18 protein-coding genes are annotated in these 17,485 nt (G+C 60.8%); 6 read left to right on the top strand and 12 right to left on the bottom strand.

From position 1 onward, the window contains the following. Positions 1-165: 165 nt before the first annotated feature. Positions 166-2,106 (top strand): methyl-accepting chemotaxis protein, encoded by a 1,941-nt coding sequence (locus tag FHT29_RS18965; RefSeq protein ID WP_168600018.1) that lies wholly within the window; start codon positions 166-168, stop codon positions 2,104-2,106. Positions 2,107-2,432: 326 nt separating this feature from the next. Next, positions 2,433-3,470, top strand: coding sequence for a sensor domain-containing diguanylate cyclase (locus FHT29_RS18970; protein WP_168600019.1), 1,038 nt, complete (start codon positions 2,433-2,435; stop codon positions 3,468-3,470). Positions 3,471-3,510: 40 nt separating this feature from the next. On the opposite strand, the gene dxs is transcribed toward FHT29_RS18970, so the two are convergent. The 4 genes from dxs to FHT29_RS18990 all read right to left on the bottom strand — a co-directional run bounded on the left by dxs (position 3,511) and on the right by FHT29_RS18990 (position 7,743). Beyond that, positions 3,511-5,427: a 1-deoxy-D-xylulose-5-phosphate synthase gene (gene dxs, locus FHT29_RS18975; protein ID WP_047638891.1), complete on the bottom strand. Its 1,917-nt coding sequence runs from the start codon at positions 5,425-5,427 to the stop codon at positions 3,511-3,513. A 125-nt stretch (positions 5,428-5,552) separates the two neighbouring features. Next, positions 5,553-6,476, bottom strand: coding sequence for a pirin family protein (locus FHT29_RS18980; protein WP_092572935.1), 924 nt, complete (start codon positions 6,474-6,476; stop codon positions 5,553-5,555). Positions 6,477-6,547: 71 nt separating this feature from the next. Further along, positions 6,548-6,799: an exodeoxyribonuclease VII small subunit gene (locus FHT29_RS18985; protein ID WP_034488124.1), complete on the bottom strand. Its 252-nt coding sequence runs from the start codon at positions 6,797-6,799 to the stop codon at positions 6,548-6,550. A gap of 2 nt (positions 6,800-6,801) precedes the next feature. Beyond that, positions 6,802-7,743: a histone deacetylase family protein gene (locus FHT29_RS18990; protein ID WP_047560696.1), complete on the bottom strand. Its 942-nt coding sequence runs from the start codon at positions 7,741-7,743 to the stop codon at positions 6,802-6,804. Between the two features lie 168 nt (positions 7,744-7,911). On the opposite strand from FHT29_RS18990, the gene FHT29_RS18995 reads away from it, so the two are divergent. Next, the gene (locus tag FHT29_RS18995) at positions 7,912-8,313 is read left to right on the top strand and encodes a thioesterase family protein (RefSeq protein ID WP_047560693.1); all 402 of its coding nucleotides are present in this window, start codon (positions 7,912-7,914) and stop codon (positions 8,311-8,313) included. Positions 8,314-8,352: 39 nt separating this feature from the next. Here the strand turns inward: FHT29_RS18995 and FHT29_RS19000 are convergent, their stop codons facing one another. The 3 genes from FHT29_RS19000 to FHT29_RS19010 are packed head-to-tail and all read right to left on the bottom strand — an operon-like array spanning position 8,353 to position 10,218. After that, entirely contained in the window at positions 8,353-8,910 is a 558-nt protein-coding gene (locus FHT29_RS19000) for a biotin transporter BioY (RefSeq protein ID WP_037198577.1), read from the bottom strand. Between the two features lie 28 nt (positions 8,911-8,938). Next, complete coding sequence (locus FHT29_RS19005; protein ID WP_037198578.1) at positions 8,939-9,541, bottom strand: energy-coupling factor transporter transmembrane protein EcfT; 603 nt, start codon at positions 9,539-9,541, stop codon at positions 8,939-8,941. Then, positions 9,541-10,218 (bottom strand): ABC transporter ATP-binding protein, encoded by a 678-nt coding sequence (locus FHT29_RS19010; protein ID WP_168600075.1) that lies wholly within the window; start codon positions 10,216-10,218, stop codon positions 9,541-9,543. Before FHT29_RS19010 ends, FHT29_RS19005 begins: the two co-directional genes overlap by 1 nt. A 107-nt stretch (positions 10,219-10,325) precedes the next feature. Between FHT29_RS19010 and FHT29_RS19015 the strand changes: the two genes are divergently transcribed. Further along, positions 10,326-11,516 carry a winged helix-turn-helix domain-containing protein gene (locus FHT29_RS19015; RefSeq protein WP_168600020.1) on the top strand — a complete coding sequence of 397 codons (1,191 nt, stop codon included), beginning with the start codon at positions 10,326-10,328 and terminating at the stop codon, positions 11,514-11,516. A 131-nt stretch (positions 11,517-11,647) separates the two neighbouring features. Then, a complete protein-coding gene (locus tag FHT29_RS19020; protein ID WP_168597037.1) occupies positions 11,648-12,214 on the top strand; it encodes a GNAT family protein in 567 nt (188 codons plus the stop codon). Positions 12,215-12,261: 47 nt separating this feature from the next. Here FHT29_RS19020 and FHT29_RS19025 read toward each other — a convergent pair whose 3' ends face one another. The 3 genes from FHT29_RS19025 to aroC all read right to left on the bottom strand — a co-directional run bounded on the left by FHT29_RS19025 (position 12,262) and on the right by aroC (position 15,300). Then, entirely contained in the window at positions 12,262-13,014 is a 753-nt protein-coding gene (locus FHT29_RS19025; RefSeq protein WP_168600021.1) for a site-2 protease family protein, read from the bottom strand. Between the two features lie 74 nt (positions 13,015-13,088). Beyond that, on the bottom strand, positions 13,089-14,192 hold the full coding sequence (gene ribB / locus FHT29_RS19030; RefSeq protein WP_037198581.1) for a 3,4-dihydroxy-2-butanone-4-phosphate synthase: 1,104 nt from the start codon (positions 14,190-14,192) through the stop codon (positions 13,089-13,091). A 10-nt stretch (positions 14,193-14,202) separates the two neighbouring features. Continuing rightward, a complete protein-coding gene (gene aroC, locus FHT29_RS19035) occupies positions 14,203-15,300 on the bottom strand; it encodes a chorismate synthase (RefSeq protein ID WP_037198582.1) in 1,098 nt (365 codons plus the stop codon). 311 nt (positions 15,301-15,611) lie between these two features. Between aroC and FHT29_RS19040 the strand changes: the two genes are divergently transcribed. Next, positions 15,612-15,872 (top strand): DUF1344 domain-containing protein, encoded by a 261-nt coding sequence (locus FHT29_RS19040; RefSeq protein WP_037198584.1) that lies wholly within the window; start codon positions 15,612-15,614, stop codon positions 15,870-15,872. Positions 15,873-15,984: 112 nt separating this feature from the next. On the opposite strand, the gene FHT29_RS19045 is transcribed toward FHT29_RS19040, so the two are convergent. After that, entirely contained in the window at positions 15,985-16,581 is a 597-nt protein-coding gene (locus FHT29_RS19045; RefSeq protein WP_168600022.1) for a histidine phosphatase family protein, read from the bottom strand. An 18-nt stretch (positions 16,582-16,599) separates the two neighbouring features. After that, on the bottom strand, positions 16,600-17,418 hold the full coding sequence (fabI, locus tag FHT29_RS19050; RefSeq protein ID WP_037198586.1) for an enoyl-ACP reductase FabI: 819 nt from the start codon (positions 17,416-17,418) through the stop codon (positions 16,600-16,602). Positions 17,419-17,485 lie beyond the last annotated feature (67 nt).

A 17,485-nucleotide genomic window follows, 5' to 3' on the forward strand; every position in this document is an offset into this window, starting at 1 on the left:
CCGATGTCCGTGATTGCGATGGTCTGTTTCAGGATCAACGCCTGCCATGACGGCTTCACGCTTCCGCGTCCCAATCATACCCTTCCCTGAATTTTCGAGCATCCGCCGTCCTTTCCCACGGCCTATCGATGCTCGCCAGGACCGGCGCTCAGGAGGCGCTCGCTTATGTTTGCGAAAAAACTGTCGCTGAATGGCAAGCTTGCCATAACGTTCACGGCGCTGATCGCCATTTTCGCCTGCGTTTCGGCATTCGTGTATTCCAAGGAAGAGATGTCGGCTGGAGCTGCGGCGGAGCAGGCCAGGTCGCAGCAGCTCGTCAATCTCATCGACGACTCCTTGCAGGCAATGCTGGAACAGGCGGTCAACCTGCGCGGCTTCCTCCTGCTCCACAGCGACAGCACCTATGCCGATGTTTTCGCCAATCGCGACCGGATGTTGAAGAGCATTGCCGCGGCCAAGCAGGTCGCCGCCGACTCTCCGGATCTGCTGCAGGCCATCGACAACATGCAGAAGGCCGCGGATATCTATTTCCATCAGCTTGCAGAGCCGCAGACGAAGGCTCGCAAGGAAACCGACATGCCGCTCGACCAGATCGTCAAGATCGGTCAGAACGAAACCAAGGGCCAACTCGACGGTTTCCGCGAGGCGGCCGCAAAGATCAAGCAGGCAGCCCGCGCCAAGGCCGGCGACCTGGCGGCGACGCAGGATCAGGCTAATGGCGATCTGCGCCTGACGCTCGTCGTGGGCGGCATCCTCGTGGCGCTGATCGCCGCCGTTCTTGCCTGGCTGCTGTCGCGCATCATCGTTCGCCCGATCGTCGGCATGACCGCCGCCATGGGACGTCTGGCCGGCGGCGAGCACGATATCGACGTTCCAGCCGTTGGCCGTGGCGATGAAGTCGGCAGCATGGCCGATGCCGTTCTCGTCTTCAAGCAGGCGGCGATCGAGAAGCTGCGCCTCGCCGGCGAGACCGATCGCATGCGCGATGACGCCGAGCGTCAGCGCCAGGTGAGCGATGATCAGAAGGCGCGCGAAGAAGGTGAAATCCGCTTCGCCATGGAGACGCTCGCAGGTGGGCTCTCGGCTCTCGCCGCCGGCAATGTCGCGGCGCGTCTCGACCGCACCTTTGCGCCGCAGTTCGACAGCGTTCGCGCGGATTTCAACAATGCCGTCGAAAAGCTGGAAGCGGCCTTGCAGTCGGTTGGCACCAATGCCGCCGCCATCAATGCCGGCGCCGACGAAATCCGTTCGGCCGCCGACGATCTTGCTCATCGTACCGAGCAGCAGGCCGCCGCCGTCGAGGAGACTGCCGCAGCCCTGGAAGAGGTCACCACGACGGTCCGCGATTCGGCCAAGCGCGCCGAGGATGTCGGCCATCTCGTCGAGCGCGCACGCCTCGGCGCCGAGAAGTCCGGTGAAGTGGTGCGCAAGGCGGTATCCGCCATGCAGCAGATCGAAAAGTCCTCGGGCGAGATCAGCAACATCATCAGCGTCATCGACGATATCGCCTTCCAGACCAATCTGCTTGCCCTGAACGCCGGTGTCGAAGCCGCCCGCGCCGGTGATGCCGGCAAGGGTTTTGCCGTCGTCGCCCAAGAAGTCCGCGAGCTTGCCCAGCGGTCCGCCAATGCCGCCAAGGAAATCAAGGCGCTAATCACCACGTCGAGCGATCAGGTCAATACCGGCGTGTCCCTGGTCGGCGAGACCGGCAAGGCCCTGGAATTGATCGTTTCGGAAGTTCAGGAAATCAATCGTCACGTCGGCGCGATCGTCACGGCGACCCGCGAGCAGTCGACCGGCCTGCAGGAGATCAACACTGCGGTCAACAACATGGATCAGGGCACGCAGAAGAATGCCGCCATGGTCGAGGAACAGACCGCAGCCAGCCACGCACTCGCCCGCGAAGCCGCGGCACTGAATGAGCTGTTGCGCCAGTTCCGGCTCAGCAATGCGCCGCAGGCAACGTCCGCGCGTCCCGCAATCGCAACGGCACGCTCGAAGCCTGCTGCATCGCCGGCCCGGGCGCTCGGCCGCACGGTGGCCAAGGCCTTCGGCGGCAAGGCAACCGCGGCTGCGGCCGCCCAGGACGAATGGGAAGAGTTCTGATCGTCCTTCGATGAACGACCCCGCCTGGGTCGTTCATGGCGAATCATCTCCGTAAACAGCATCGGCCCGCCGCTCAGCGACGGGCCGATGCTGTTGAGAGGTCGAGAAAAAACGACGAGGTCTCCAGCTCCGTTCTATTTTGGCGCATCTGTCGCGACAACGGACAACAGCTCTTTTGCGTGGCATGCTGGCCTTGAGCGCCATCAACGCCATGCCAGCCGCCCTTCTCCTCAGCATTTGTTAAATATTTAAGCGATGAGAGGGTTGCGCTGGGCTTCGAACCACCTTTTTTATGGGCCTCGTGATGATTGCCGAGGGAGATTCGAATGGGACGGCTCGTCCGAGTTCCGACCAATGAAACACAGAGACTTTTAGCGGTACGCTCCCTGAACGCGATTCATAGCAGTCCGACGCCGGAGCTTTCCGTCCTTGCGGAGCTGGCAAGGGGCGTTTTCGGCACACCCTATGCGGCGATCAATATTATCGACGAGGACTGGCAGCGCATTGCGGGGCAGGCGGGCCTCGAGATTGCCGAATGCTCCCGCGATATGTCGATCTGCACGCGCGTGGTCTTTGACGACGAATTGCTTGTTATACCCGATCTGGCTGAAGATACCGAGTTGATGGTCGCGCCCTTTGTCGTGGAGGATCCGCGTTTTCGCTTCTATGCAGGCGCACCGGTCCGATTGGAGAATGGCCAGCCCGTAGGTGCCTTCTGCATTCTCGATCAGTCGCCGAGGCGCTTTTCCCCGAGCGAGGAGCAGAGCCTTTTGCGATTTGCGCAGATCGCAAGCGCTCTCCTGTGTCTTCAGAAGACGAATCTGCTAATGGGTATCGCTGAAAACGACTTGCGCACTGCCGCCATGACCGACCCTCTGACCCGCTTCTTCAACCGTTCGGAATTGGATGCCGTAGTCGACGGAGCATTGAGCGCCGCTGTTGCAGCTGGCCGGAATTTCGGCGTCCTCTATCTCGACATGGATGGCTTCAAGTCGATCAACGACCGCTTCGGTCATAATGTCGGCGACGAAGTTCTGTGCGAGGCGGCAGCACGCATCCGCTCGGTCATCCGTACCGATGATATCGTCGTTCGTATGGGAGGCGACGAGTTCGCGATATTCGTGCCGGCCCCGCCCGACAGGAACGCGCTTGTTTCATTGTCCGAACGATTGCTTATGGCATTCAGAGCGCCGTTTACGGTCGATGGCGTATCCATTTTCGCAAGGCTGAGCATAGGCGCTGCACTCGCGCCCAACGATGGCGCGACGCGTATGCTGCTGCTCAGGAATGTCGATGCTGCGCTTTATCAGGCAAAGGCAGCCGGCCGCGACCGCGTGGCAGTTTTCAATGCGATCGATTCTTGATGGCATCAGGCGGCCGTAGACCCGCCTGATCCTATCCGCATTATCCGGCAGCCTCGACGATCCGGCCGTGGCCCAGCGCCCTGAACACCGTCTGCACGATGCCTGCGCGGTCGAGGCCGGCCTTGGCATTCATGACTTCGGGCTTCGCCTGGTCCATCCAGATATCGGGCATGACGAGCGTGCGGATCTTCAGGCCGTTGTCGAGCAGGCCCTCGCTGGCGAGGAACTGCATGACCTGGCTGCCGAAGCCGCCGACCGAGCCCTCTTCGATGGTGATCAGCATCTCGTGGTGGGCAGCAAGCTGGCGAATGAGATCGTGGTCGAGCGGCTTGGCGAAGCGGGCGTCTGCGACCGTCGTCGGCAGGCCGGCGGCGTCGAGATCCTCGGCCGCGGCAAGGCTGTCGGCGAGACGCGTGCCGAAGGAGAGCAAGGCGACTTTCGACCCCTGCTTGACCACGCGACCCCTACCGATCTCCAGAATCTGGCCCCGTTCGGGCATTTCGATGCCGACGCCTTCGCCGCGCGGATAGCGGAACGAGATCGGCCCGAGATCGTAGGCGGCCGCCGTCCGCACCATATGCTTCAGTTCCGCCTCATCGGCGGCAGCCATAACGACGAAGCCGGGCAGGGTCGCCAGAAAGGTCGTGTCGAAGGACCCGGCATGCGTCGGCCCGTCGGCGCCGACGAAACCGGCGCGATCGATCGGGAAGCGCACCGGCAGACCCTGGATCGCCACGTCATGTACCACCTGGTCATAGGCGCGCTGCAGGAAGGTGGAATAGAGCGCGGCAAAGGGCTTGTAGCCCTCGGCGGCAAGGCCGGCAGCAAAGGTCACGGCATGCTGCTCGGCGATACCGACGTCGAAACAGCGCTTGGGATAGAATTCCTGGAGCTTGTCGAGGCCGGTACCATTAGGCATGGCGGCGGTAATGCCGACGATCTTGTCGTCGAACATCGCCTCCTGCACGAGAGCATCGGCAAAGACGCTGGTGTAGCTCGGCGCATTCGGTTTCACCTTGGCTTGCGCGCCGGTGATGACGTCGAACTTGTTGACGCCATGATATTTGTCGGCCGCCGCCTCGGCCGGGGGATAGCCCTTGCCCTTCTGCGTCACGACATGGATCAGCACCGGACCTTGCGCATTGTCGCGGACGTTGCGCAGCACCGGCAGCAGATGCTCGAAGGAATGGCCGTCGATCGGGCCGATATGATAGAAGCCCATCTCCTCGAACATCGTTCCACCGGTCACATAGCCCCGTGCGTGCTCGACGGCGCGTGTTATGGCGCGATCGACCTTCTTGCCGAGATAGGCCGTCAGTTTCTTGCCGAAATCGCGGAAGCCCATATACGTGCGGCCGGAGGCGAGGCGGGCGAGATAGGCGCTCATCGCGCCCGTCGGCGGCGCGATCGACATATCGTTGTCGTTGAGGATGACGATCAGCCGCGCGTCGAGCGCGCCGGCATTGTTCAACGCTTCATAGGCCATGCCGGCCGACATCGCGCCGTCGCCGATGACGGCGATGACCCGGCGGTCGGTTCCATCAAGCTCGGCGGCAACTGCCATGCCGAGGCCGGCGGAAATGGACGTGGAGGAATGCGCGGCGCCGAAGGGATCGTATTCGCTTTCGGCGCGGCGCGTGAAGCCCGAAATCCCGCCTTCCTGGCGCAGCGTGCGGATGCGGTCGCGCCGTCCGGTCAGAATCTTGTGCGGATAACACTGATGCCCGACATCGAAGATGAGGCGATCGTTCGGCGTATCGAAAACGCTGTGGATGGCAATGGTGAGTTCGACGACGCCAAGACCGGCGCCGAGATGTCCGCCCGTGCGCGATACCGCATCGATCATTTCGTCACGGACTTCGCGGGCGAGTTGCGGCAAGTCCCGGTCCTCCAGCTTTCGCAGGTCGGAAGGATAATGGACCCGGTCCAGCAGCGGCGTCTCTGGCATTTGTGTCAAGGCAGAAGCCTCTTTCTTGCTATTCTTGGGCGGTTGCCCGCCTTTACGTCAAAACAGATTGCGACAAAAGACGCCGAATTCAAGGAGTGCCCGAACAAGAAACATTTGGCACTGTTATGAACCCGTCAGCCCTCCGGCAAGGGAATAAACTCTTCCTCGTCGCCCGGCACGATATCGAAACGGCCCGTGCGCCATTCTTCCTTGGCTTTTTCGATGCGTTCCTTGGAAGAGGATACGAAGTTCCACCAGATATAGCGCTTCGAATTGAGCGCCGCACCTCCAAAAAGCATGAGATGACAGCCTTTTTCCGCAGCTTCCAGGGTGATGGCATCGCCGGGGCGGAAAACGAGGAGCTGATCCTGCGCGAAGTGATCGCCGGCGACGATGAGCGAGCCGGAGAGGATATAGACCGCGCGCTCCTCATGGGCTGCACCAAAAGGAAACGTCGTGTTCGGCTGAAGCTGCAGATCGACATACAGCGTGTCGGAGAAGGATTTCACCGGTGATTTCAGGCCTTCGAAATCTCCGATCACCACGCGCCCGGTTACGCCTCCATCGGCGATGACAGGCAGCTCGTCTTTCTCTGTATGGGCAAAGGAAGGATCGATCTCCTCCTTGTCGTCGGGGAGCGCCAGCCATGTCTGCAGGCCCGACATCGCAAAAGGATGATCGCGCAGATTTTCCGGGGTGCGTTCGGAGTGCACGATCCCGCGTCCGGCCGTCATCAGGTTGACGTCGCCGGGGCGGATCACCTTGGCCGTGCCGAGGCTGTCGAGATGGCGGATCTCGCCGTCGAACAGATAGGTGACAGTGGAAAGGCCGATATGCGGATGCGGGCGCACATCAACCGCTTGGCCCGGCCGAAAAATTGCAGGCCCCATGCGGTCGAAGAAGATGAACGGCCCCACCAACCGTCGGCGGCTGCTTGGAAGAGCTCGCCGCACGGAGAAACCGCCAAGGTCGCTGGTGCGCGGAATGATGAGATTCTCGATCGCATCGCAGGCGAAGGCGTCACCGGCTTGCGGATCGTTTCCTGGGAAGAAAGACATGGCGGTTCTCCTTTCGGTTGAGGCTCAACCTACCGGGAATGTCAGGGAAACTCAAACTTTCCCGTCTTATCTCACGCGCCGTCCAGCGGCTCCGTGCCCTGCGGCTTGCCGGCGCGGTCGAGCCGGATCTTCTCGATGCGGTTCTCGGCGGCCGACAGCAGCGCCTCGCAATGCTTCTTCAGTGCCTCGCCGCGCTCGTAGATGGTGATGGATTCATCCAGTGCCACGTCGCCGCGTTCCAGCCGCGCAACGATGCTTTCAAGCTCCGCCACGGCCTTCTCGAAGGAATAGCCTGATACATCTACCTTGGCGCTTTCGCTCATCGTCAACCCTTCATCATGCGCAGAATATGCAGACCCGCCGATTCGGCCAGCCCTTCCAGATCATAGCCGCCTTCGAGCAGGCTGACGACCCGGTTGTTGGCGCTGCGATCGGCGACCTCCAGGATCCGCCCCGTCGCCCAGTCGAAATCCTCGCCGGTGAGGTTCAATTGTGCCAATGGATCGCGGTGGTGGGCATCGAAGCCGGCCGAGATGATGATGATGTCCGGGCGGAAATCATCGAGCGCCGGCAGGATGCGCGACTTGAAGGCCTCTCGGAAATGATCGCCGCCGGTATTGGGCGAAAGCGGCGCATTGACGATGGTATTGTGCGTGCCGCGCTCGTCCTTCTTGCCGGTGCCCGGATAGAGCGGCATCTGGTGGGTCGAACAGAAAAGCACGGATGGATCGTCCCAGAAGATGTCCTGAGTGCCGTTGCCGTGGTGCACGTCCCAATCGACGATGGCGACGCGCTCGGCGCCATGAGCCTTTTGCGCATGGCGGGCGGCGATCGCCGCATTGTTGAAGAAGCAGAAGCCCATGGCCTTGGTCTTCTCCGCATGGTGGCCGGGCGGGCGGGCTGCGACGAAGACATTGTCGGCAGCGCCGGAAAATACGTCATCGACCGCGGCCATGGCGCCGCCGACGCCGTGCATGATCGCCTGCAGCGTCTTCGGGCTGGCATAGGTATCCGCCTCGATCTGGTTGATCTCGCCATCGTTGCCTTTGTCCGGCATCGAGCGCAGGACGAAGTCCAGATGCTCTTCGGGATGGGCAAGCAGGACCGCGTCTTCATTGGCCGCAGGGGCCTTTCGCCGGTCGAGCCTCTCGAAATTCGGATGCTCCAGCGCGATGTTCAGCGAGCGCAGCCGGTCCGGCCGTTCCGGGTGGCCAGGCGGTACAATATGCTCAAGAAAAATCGGGTGTTCGTAAAGACGTGTGCTCATGGGGCCAATCTATAAATGAGGTGTGACGCCTATTACAGGACATGGACAATGTCACTACAATGTCAACAATCCATCTTAACCACTTTGGAGCGGCGCCCGTTTACTTATTAAGGCGCGATGTTAAGCTTTCATTAAGGTGCGTATGGCGTTGGGCAGGGTTTTCACGTGATGACGAGTGTAGAGCGATCCGATGTCATCGAGTTGAGAGTGCCACCGCGCGATGTCGACCGGCACGGTCATATGTTCATCGCCTCCTATATCTCACAGGCGGAGACGGCGCTCTCGAATTTCTGGCGCACGCGGCCGCTGGTCGACGACGAACCGGCCTATGTCGCCACCAAGGCATCCTGTTCCCTGCACAGGGCCTTGCATTACGACGACCTTGCCCGCTTCTCGATCAGCGTCAACAAGATCGGCGGCAAGTCCATCGGCTTCGTCGTCATGGTCGAGACCGGCAATGAACTGGCGGCCGAGGTCGAGATTCTGTGGCTTGCCGTGCGTGGCGATGAGCACGACCCTGCGCCGCTGCCCGAGGACACCCGCGACTGGCTCTACAAATATCTGACGTGATGCGTTCACCGATTGCGTTTTTTCCGCCCTGAGCCGAGTTCAGCTCCGCTGCGGCAGAAGCGGATAGCCGGCCATGACGGCGCGACCGACGAGGGCAGCGACGACTGCCTTAATGAGATCACCCGGCACAAAGCCCAGGGAGCCGAAGAACGCTTTGGTGAAGCCGATGTTGATGGCCAGCCAGGCAATGCCGAAGGCATAGAGCACCACGACGCCGCCGATGACGGCGGCGATGAAGAAGCCGATGCCCTGGTTGAGGCTGGTCTGCTCCGGCTTCACCAGCCGCTCCGAGAGATAGCCGGTAACGAAGGCCGCGAATATCCAGCCGATGAAGAAACCGGCCGTCGGGCCCGCGAAGACGGCAAGACCGCCGCGGCCGCCCGATAGCACCGGCATGCCGATTATCACCAGCAGGACGACGATCAGCACCGCGATCGTACCGCGCCTGGCGCCGAGCACCACGCCCGCCAGCATCACGCCAAGCGACTGCGCGGTGATCGGCACGGGAATGATGCCGATCGGGATCGGCGGCAACAGGCCGAGCGCCACGATGATGGCGGCAAAGAGTGCGGAGAGGACAAGATCGCGGGTATTCATGGCGGCTCCATCCGAAAAAGATCTATGTTCAATGCCGCCGAATGCCGCGCGCGTCAATCGCAGCCGCGATATTGTCAGCGTCGCGCAGCGTGAGGATGATCAGCGGCACAAGCGTCGTTGCCAAGCGTATTTTGATTCCCCGCGCTTCGTGCGCTTCGCGGATGGCGCGATAGCGGTCGAGAATCTCAGGCACGAAACGCAGGACGAGGCCGACCGCGAGCCCGATATCGGCCGCCCTGAGCAAACCCATCTTCTCAAGCGGCGTCGCAAGAACGGTGATTTCATCGATGAAGGCGGCCATCGATGTTGTCGCCGTTACAGCGGCTGCAAACAGCGCAAGCGCGGTCAGCCGCAGCGCCACCACGACGACAAGGTGAAACGGACTGAAGAGCAGGTTCAAGAGTGAAAGCACGGCAATCGAGATGAGGATCGGACGGAGCCGCCTCAATGCCTCGCCGACCGAGAGGCCGCTGCGAAAATAGAGGCCGGCACCGATGAGGTTTGCGAGCTCGAGCAGCGCGGTGGAATCCGCCAGGAACAATAGAATGCCGAGCGCGGCAAGCGTTACGAGTTTCACGCGCGGTGTCAGCCGATGCATCCATGTATCCGCGTCCACGTGCAGCGTTTGCATCAGCTCGCCATCTCCTTGTAGTGGGCGATGGCTTCCGCCGCCGGTGCGTCGACAACGAGGCGGCCCTGATCGAACAGCAGCACCCGGTCGAAATCCTCGACCAGCGGCAGGTCGTGGCTGATGATGATGACGTTTTCCGGCAACGCTGCGATCGTCCTCTGCACCAGCGCCCTGTTCTTCAAGTCGAGCTGGTTGGTGGGTTCGTCGAGAATGAGGATATCGGGGCCGGTGACCAGCACCGAGCAAAGAGCTGCCATCTGCAGCTCGCCGCCCGAAAGTTCATGGGCGCGCCGCGCGCCGAGATGGCTGACGCCGAACCGCTCGAGAATGCCGTCCACCGCCGCCTCGATCTGCACCTTGTCCAAGCCGCGTGCCTTGAGCCCGAAGGCGATGTCGTCGCGCACGATGGGCAGGATGATCTGGTTCTGCGGCGACTGAAAGATATATCCGACTTTTCCGAGCACGGAGGCGGCATCGCTGGCCGTATCGAGCCCGTCGACGACGACGCGGCCGGTGGTCGGCTTGGCGAGCCCGTTGATCAGCCGCGCAAAGGTCGTCTTACCGGAACCGTTGAGGCCGACGATCCCGACGCGCTTCTCCTGAAGCGTCAGGTTCAGCGGGTAGAGCGCGGTCCGTGTGCCGAAGTTGACGCCGGCATTGTCGAAGCGGATGTCCAAGCGGCTTGCCTGTCCCATGGTGATGTCGCGGTCCTATAGCGCATTACGGCGATTTATCAAATCACGGGCTGTTTGAAAGCATGGGAATTTATGCCTATGATCGCTCCATGACGAATCTGCTTTCGAATCGCGACGCTCGCCGCGTCTTCCTTGCCAAGCAGGGGCTTGCCAATCCGCCAAACCGCGCCTTGACCAAGGCGGGGTTGCTGCAGCTCATCCACGATATCGGCTTCGTGCAGGTGGACAGTATTGGTACCGTCGAGCGGGCGCATCACCAGATCCTGTTCTCGCGCAATCAGACCTATCGACGCGAACATCTGACCGAGCTGCTGGAAAAGGACGGTGCGCTGTTCGAACACTGGACGCACGATGCCTCGATCCTGCCGAGCGCTTTCTTCGTTTATTGGAAGCACCGGTTCCGCCGCGAGGAGTTGGCGCTCGTCGAGCGGTGGCGCAAATGGCGCGGCGAGGGTTTCGAGTCTGCTTTTGAAGAGACCTACGAGCGTGTGCTGAAGAACGGCGCCATCATGGCGCGTGAGATCAAGGCGGAGGGCCATGTCTCGGGCGGCTGGTGGAATTGGCATCCGAACAAGACCGCGCTCGAATATTTCTGGCGTACCGGCAAATTCGCGATCGCCGGCCGCACGAATTTCCAGAAGGTCTACGATCTGGTCGAGCGCGTCTTGCCGGATCACATCCATACACCGGAGGTCGATCATGAGGAATTCGTCGAATGGGCTTGCCGCAGCGCTTTGCAGCGCCTGGGCTTTGCCACCTCAGGCGAAATCGCTGCCTTCTGGGATCTGGTGACGCCGCAGGAAGCTAAGACATGGGTGGAGACACATCGCGACGAACTGACGGAAATGCTGATCGAACCGGCCATTGGCGGGAAGCCACGCCCCTCCTTCGCGTTCACCGACTTCCATGCCATGCTCGACAGTTATCCGGAAGCGCCGGCGCGTATCCGCGTGCTCAGTCCCTTCGACCCGGTGCTGCGCGACCGCAACCGCACCGAACGCCTCTTCGGTTTCTTCTACCGCATCGAGATTTTCGTACCGGAGCCCAAGCGCGAATATGGCTACTATGTTTTCCCTCTGCTGGAGGGCGACCGGCTCATCGGCCGCATCGACATGAAGGCCGACCGCAAGGTGGGTACATTGGACGTCAAGCGCTTGTGGCTGGAACCGGGCGTCAAACCCTCTGCTGGCCGGCTTGAGAGGTTGGAAGCGGAGCTAGAGCGTGTCGCCCGTTTCACCGGCGTCGAGAAGGTCGTTTTTCTCGAGGGCTGGCGGGGCTAACCACCTCCCCCTTGAGGGGGGAGGTCGCGCGGAACGCGCTGGTTGGGCTGACAGTTGGTTAGCTCTGGCAGCGGGCGCAAATAACTCCACCTAACCCTCCCCCCCAAGGGGAGGGTTAGGTGGAGGGGCCTATGAAAAGGGAGGGATACTTGGCACCAATTCTTGAGGGCCGCAATATCAGGCTCCGCCCGCCATGTGCTGATGATGCAGATGTGCGTGTTGCTCTCGGCAATCATGCCGAGATAGCGGGGATGTACGGCGTGAACAGCGGCGACGTGAAGCCGATCACCCAGGAAGGCGCGACCGCGTGGCTGCAATGGCTTATCGATCATCCCCATGCGTGGATCATCGAAATCAATGGCGTCTTCGCCGGTGAAATCAGATTGGACAACGTCAATCGCCAAGACAGGCGCGCGACGATGGCGATCGGTATCAACAATCCAGCCTTGCTAGGCAAAGGCTTCGGCACCGAAGCGATCACCGTTCTGCTGCGCCATGCTTTTGGTGAAATGGGGCTGCATCGTATCGGAATACGCGTGCTCGCCTACAACAAACGCGCCATCCGCGCCTATGAAAAGTGCGGCTTTATTGTCGAAGGACGGGAGCGGGAGACGGCCTATGTCAACGGCAGTTGGCACGATGACATCATGATGGGCCTGCTCGATCGAGATTTCTCGTCGCTGCGGCCGCGAGACTGATTTTATCCGTCAGAACTGCGTGCCGCGTGCGGTTGGTCGGCTTTTGCTCACGTTGCTGGTCGATGTTGGCGCGACGCTCGTAGTGCCTGCAAATTCGGTTTGAGATAAGGCGGTGACCAGATCACAAGCCCCGTCAAAATGCCGATTATGAAAATGATCTTTGCAGCGATGGCGAAAGCTGTCCCAAGCAATCCTGTCCAAAACAATGCGCGGTAAGAGCCGTAACGCGCTTCGAGTGCCTCATACAGCAGATTCCCACCGTCAAGCGGAAATGCCGGCAAAAGATTCACGCCACACCAGACAAGATTTAACACGCCAAGCCAAAGCAACGCTGTGAAAAGCGGTGGAACGGCAGTGGGTGGGGGCCGAAACCAAGGTGCCTCTGGACTTGGCGCAACAGGACTGAGGGAATTCTGGATAGCGGTATGATAGGCCAACAAAAGCACGAGCCCGAGCACGAGATTGATAATGGGCCCCGCGATCGTAATCAAACGCCGCTGAATATGGGTGCTCCCCTCGGTTTCCAAAATAGCTTGACCACCGCCTGCATGCAGGCGGATTAGCGTTGGGGTAAAACCGAGATACCGCGCCGTAAGAGAATGGCCGAGCTCATGAGCCAGGATCGAAAGGATGATGCCTACGGCCACGAGGCCTGCGGCGATGAATCCCGTTGCGCTAAACCTGCTCCACAGGGGAAAAGTGATGAAGAACGCAACGATCATGATACCACCGTGCAACCAGATCGGCGGCAACCCGGCAATCGTTAGCTCCAACCCTTCATCGTAACAGGTCAGCTTCAACGGCTATAGACCTCGTACAGGCTTCGCCAGGAACGATCGCGCTGTCTCGCCCATTCGCGGGCGAGATCAACCTCTCAGCAAATCTCCGTCTTGGCGATCTTGATGCCGAAGCCTTCGAGGCCGACATAGTGCCGTTCGCGGCTGGTCAGCAGCTTGATGGAGCTGACGCCGAGATCCTTGAGGATCTGCGCGCCGAGACCGATTTCCAGCCATTCGCTTTCGCGCGCCTGCGCCTCGGCATGGCTTTCACGCTCGGCCTGTCGCGCTTTGCGGCCATTGTCGAAATGGCCAACGCCCACGGAACCTTCGCGCAGATAGACGATGATGCCGCGGCCTTCTTCTGCGATCTTCTTCATGTAGAAATCGACGGGACGGCGCTTGCCGAAAATATCCTCGGCAACACTCTCGGGATGCAGGCGCACCGGAATGTCGATGCCGTCGCGGATGTCTCCGAAGACGACGGCGAGATGCTGCATCGTGTCCCAGGGCAGCGAATAGGTATGCGCGCGCGCCTTGCCGAATGGCGTGTCGATATCGAAGCTGGTGCCGAGCTCGATCAGCGTTTCCTTGCGCTGGCGATAGGCGATGAGATCGGCGACGGAGACCATCTTCAGCTCGTGCTGTTCGGCGAAGCTGACCACCTGCGGGCCGCGCGTCACCGTGCCGTCGTCATTGACGAGTTCGCTGATGACGCCGATCGGCGGCAGGCCGGCGAGCTTGCAGAGATCGACCGCGGCTTCCGTGTGGCCCGAGCGCATCAGCACGCCGCCTTCGCGGGCGACGAGCGGGAAAATATGGCCGGGGCGGACGAAATCGGTCGGGCCGACATTCGGATTGGCGAGGTTGCGCACGGTCAGCGTCCGGTCGTCGGCGGAAATACCCGTTGTCGTGCCGTGCTTGAAGTCGACGGAAACGGTGAAAGCGGTCGTATGGGCGGAATCGTTTTCCGCCACCATGGCATTGAGGTTCAGGCGCTTGGCCTCCTCGCGCGGCATGGGCGTACAGACGATGCCGGATGTATGGCGAACGATGAAGGCCATCTTTTCCGGCGTGCAATGAACCGCCGCGACGATCAGGTCGCCCTCGTTCTCGCGGTCGTTGTCGTCCATGACGACGACGATTTCGCCGGCTTCAAAAGCCCGGATGGCATCGACAACGCGCTTCTGGTCGTAAGGCATCAAGAAATCCCTATCTCTGCCGGCCCGTCTGGCCGCGATCTCTCAGATAATGATCGGCAACGGCGCAGGCAACCATTGCCTCGCCGATCGGCACGGCGCGAATGCCGACGCATGGATCATGCCGCCCCTTGGTGCGCACGTCGACATTGTTGCCATCAGCATCGATCGATCGGCGTTCCGTCAGGATCGAGGACGTCGGCTTGATGGCGAAGCGGGCGACAACCGGCTCACCGGTGGAAATGCCGCCCAGAATGCCGCCGGCATGGTTGGACAGGAAGATGCGGTTGCCGTCGTTGCCCATGCGCATTTCGTCGGCGTTTTCCTCGCCCGTCAGTTCGGCAGATGCGAAGCCTTCGCCGATCTCGACGCCCTTGACGGCATTGATCGACATCAGCAGCGAGGCGATATCCTGGTCGAGCTTGCCATAGATCGGCGCGCCGAGGCCCGCCGGCACACCTTCGGCCACGACTTCCACGACGGCGCCCACCGAGGAACCGGCCTTGCGGATGCCGTCGAGATATTCCTCCCATACCGGCACGATCGCAGGATCCGGTGCGAAGAACGGGTTCTGGTCCACCTGCGCCCAATCCCAGTTGGCACGGTTGATCTTGTGCTTGCCGATCTGCACCAGCGCGCCGCGGATTGTGACGCCGGGCACGACGAGGCGGGCGATGCCGCCCGCGGCAACCCGCGCTGCCGTCTCGCGGGCAGACGAGCGGCCACCGCCGCGATAGTCGCGAATGCCATATTTGATGTCATAAGTATAATCGGCATGGCCGGGGCGATAGCGGCGCGCGATCTCGCCATAATCCTTCGAGCGCTGGTCGGTATTCTCGATCAGCATCGAAATCGGCGTGCCCGTCGAGATCATCGTTTCGCCGTCCTCGTCCATCATCACTCCGGACAGCACCTTGACGAGATCGTCCTCGCGCCGCTGCGTCACGAAGCGCGATTGGCCGGGCTTGCGTTTGTCGAGCCAGACCTGAATGTCCTCGAGCCTGAAGCGAAGGCCGGGAGGGCAGCCGTCGACGATGCAGCCGAGCGCCGGCCCATGGCTTTCGCCCCAGGTAGTGACGCGGAAAAGATGACCGAATGTATTGTGCGACATGAAAAACGACCGGATTGGTGCGGTCTGCCGGGCAGGCCGCGTCTTGTCTCTTGCGATTGCGGCACACTCATAGGACAAAAAGCCGGTAAGACAAAATCTTTCTTTCCGCGATGGCGCAGTGCCGGTCTCCACCCTCCGTCATCGCCTCTTCGGTATGGTAAACAAGGATTAAGCCGTGCTGTGGATTGTGACAATGCATTTATCAATTGGGCAAGCAAAGTCACCGTTGTGGGCAACTTCCGCCATATTCGAAGTGTTTTTTAGGCTGCATAACAAATCAAAATCGAATTGACGTATAAAGGGTAACGACCATGCGCTTTTTTGTAGCGACGCTTTTGGCCACGGCAAGCCTGCTTGCTCCCGTCGCGGCCTTTGCCGAAAGCGCTGACGTCGAGTCCACGATCAAGAAGGTCGATACGAAGAATTTCAACATTACGCTGGACGATGGCAAGAACTATCAGGTGCCGGAGGATTTCGATTTCAACGGTCTGAAGGCCGGCGTGAAGGTTGTTGTCTTCTACACTGAGGTCGACGGCAAACGCGTCGTCAACGATCTCGACATCGTTCAGTAAATATTGATGCCGCCGGACAACTGGCGGCTCGTGAACCGTGTCACCGGCTGTGTTGACGTGTTGTTTTATCGAGGTCTGGAAGAAAGCTGCCGCGTACTTTTCCGGGGCTGCCTCAGATCCAGCCGATGATCTTCATGTGCGGATCGACCTTCAGAATCTGGTCCTGGTGGATCGGAATTTCCGCTGCCTCTTCCTTTGCGACATCGCCGACCAGACGGAACAATGTGCGGATGACGCCGCCATGCGTGACGCAGACGGTCGGCCGTTCGACCGAGGTCAGCCAGGAGCCGACACGCCAGGAAAGGATTTCATAGCTTTCCGCATCTTCGCCGGGCGGGATGAAATCCCATTTGCCGGCCTTGCGCTCGGCAAGGCGCTCGGGTTCGGCAGCCTTCAATTCCCTAAGGGTGAAGCCTTCCCAGGCGCCGAAGGACACCTCGACCAGCCGTTCGTCGGTGCCATAATCCTTGGGCGGCAGGCCCATGGCCTCCCGCGCGATCTCCATGGTCTCGCGGGTGCGCCGCAACGGGCTTGCGACGAAATCGAACGGCTTGTTTTCGAATGCGAGGATTTCGCGAAGGTCGATGCCGTTCTGCCGCGCCTGTTCTCGGCCGATGGCGTTGAGGTCGATGTCCTTCTGACCCTGCAGGCGGCGCTCGGCATTCCAGTCGGTCTGACCGTGTCGGATCACATAGAGGATGGGCGGCACGGTCAGATTTCCTGTTGATCAGTCCTTCTGGACGGAAATGTCGGGCGCGTCCACGGACTTCATGCCGATCGTGTGGTAGCCGGAATCGACATGATGGATTTCGCCGGTAACGGCTGTCGACAGGTCGGACAGGAGATAGAGAGCGGAGTTGCCGACTTCGTCGATCGTGACAGTCCGCTTCAGCGGCGCGTTGTATTCATTCCACTTCAGAATATAGCGGAAATCACCGATGCCGGAAGCAGCGAGCGTCTTGATCGGGCCTGCCGAAATCGCGTTGACGCGAATGCCGCGGCCGCCGAGATCGACGGCGAGATAGCGCACGCTTGCTTCCAGAGCAGCCTTGGCGACACCCATGACGTTGTAATGCGGCATGACCTTCTCTGCACCATAATAGGTCAGGGTGATCATCGAGCCGCCATCATTCATGATTCGCTCGGCGCGCTGGGCTACGGCGGTGAAGGAATAGACGGAGATGTCCATCGTCCGCGTGAAGTTATCGCGGCTGGTATCGAGGTAACGGCCGGTCAGCTCATCCTTGTCGGAGAAGGCGATGGCGTGCACGACGAAATCGATCTTGCCCCATTTCGCTTCCAGCGCGTCGATGACGGCGTCGATCGTCGCGGGCTCGGTAACGTCGCAATGGCCGGCCATGAAGGCGCCCAGCTCCTGAGCCAACGGCTCGACGCGCTTCTTCAAGGCATCGCCCTGCCATGTCAATGCGATTTCGGCTCCGGCTTCCGAACAGGCTTTGGCAATACCCCACGCTATCGAACGGTTGTTTGCTACGCCGAGGATGACGCCGCGCTTGCCTGCCATGAGGCCAGTGGTTTGAGCCATATTCTGCTCCCTTGAACTTTCGAATGATCCTGCCTATGGCATAGGCCGTCCCCCTGTTCAAGCATCG

The sequence above is a fragment of the Rhizobium sp. SG741 genome, from assembly GCF_012275435.1.
GTDB lineage: Bacteria > Pseudomonadota > Alphaproteobacteria > Rhizobiales > Rhizobiaceae > Rhizobium > Rhizobium lusitanum.

Excerpts from the sequence above, each read along its gene's own strand:
- FHT29_RS18970 (WP_168600019.1), top strand. The coding sequence starts at position 2,433 with ATGGGACGGCTCGTCCGAGTTCCGACCAATGAAACACAGAGACTTTTA.
- FHT29_RS19015 (WP_168600020.1), top strand. The coding sequence starts at position 10,326 with ATGACGAATCTGCTTTCGAATCGCGACGCTCGCCGCGTCTTCCTTGCC.
- FHT29_RS18990 (WP_047560696.1), bottom strand. The coding sequence starts at position 7,743 with ATGAGCACACGTCTTTACGAACACCCGATTTTTCTTGAGCATATTGTA.
- FHT29_RS18985 (WP_034488124.1), bottom strand. The coding sequence starts at position 6,799 with ATGAGCGAAAGCGCCAAGGTAGATGTATCAGGCTATTCCTTCGAGAAG.
- FHT29_RS19020 (WP_168597037.1), top strand. The coding sequence starts at position 11,648 with ATGAAAAGGGAGGGATACTTGGCACCAATTCTTGAGGGCCGCAATATC.
- FHT29_RS18995 (WP_047560693.1), top strand. The coding sequence starts at position 7,912 with ATGACGAGTGTAGAGCGATCCGATGTCATCGAGTTGAGAGTGCCACCG.
- FHT29_RS18965 (WP_168600018.1), top strand. The coding sequence starts at position 166 with ATGTTTGCGAAAAAACTGTCGCTGAATGGCAAGCTTGCCATAACGTTC.
- FHT29_RS18980 (WP_092572935.1), bottom strand. The coding sequence starts at position 6,476 with ATGTCTTTCTTCCCAGGAAACGATCCGCAAGCCGGTGACGCCTTCGCC.
- fabI (WP_037198586.1), bottom strand. The coding sequence starts at position 17,418 with ATGGCTCAAACCACTGGCCTCATGGCAGGCAAGCGCGGCGTCATCCTC.
- FHT29_RS19005 (WP_037198578.1), bottom strand. The coding sequence starts at position 9,541 with ATGCAAACGCTGCACGTGGACGCGGATACATGGATGCATCGGCTGACA.
- FHT29_RS19000 (WP_037198577.1), bottom strand. The coding sequence starts at position 8,910 with ATGAATACCCGCGATCTTGTCCTCTCCGCACTCTTTGCCGCCATCATC.
- FHT29_RS19040 (WP_037198584.1), top strand. The coding sequence starts at position 15,612 with ATGCGCTTTTTTGTAGCGACGCTTTTGGCCACGGCAAGCCTGCTTGCT.
- ribB (WP_037198581.1), bottom strand. The coding sequence starts at position 14,192 with ATGCCTTACGACCAGAAGCGCGTTGTCGATGCCATCCGGGCTTTTGAA.
- aroC (WP_037198582.1), bottom strand. The coding sequence starts at position 15,300 with ATGTCGCACAATACATTCGGTCATCTTTTCCGCGTCACTACCTGGGGC.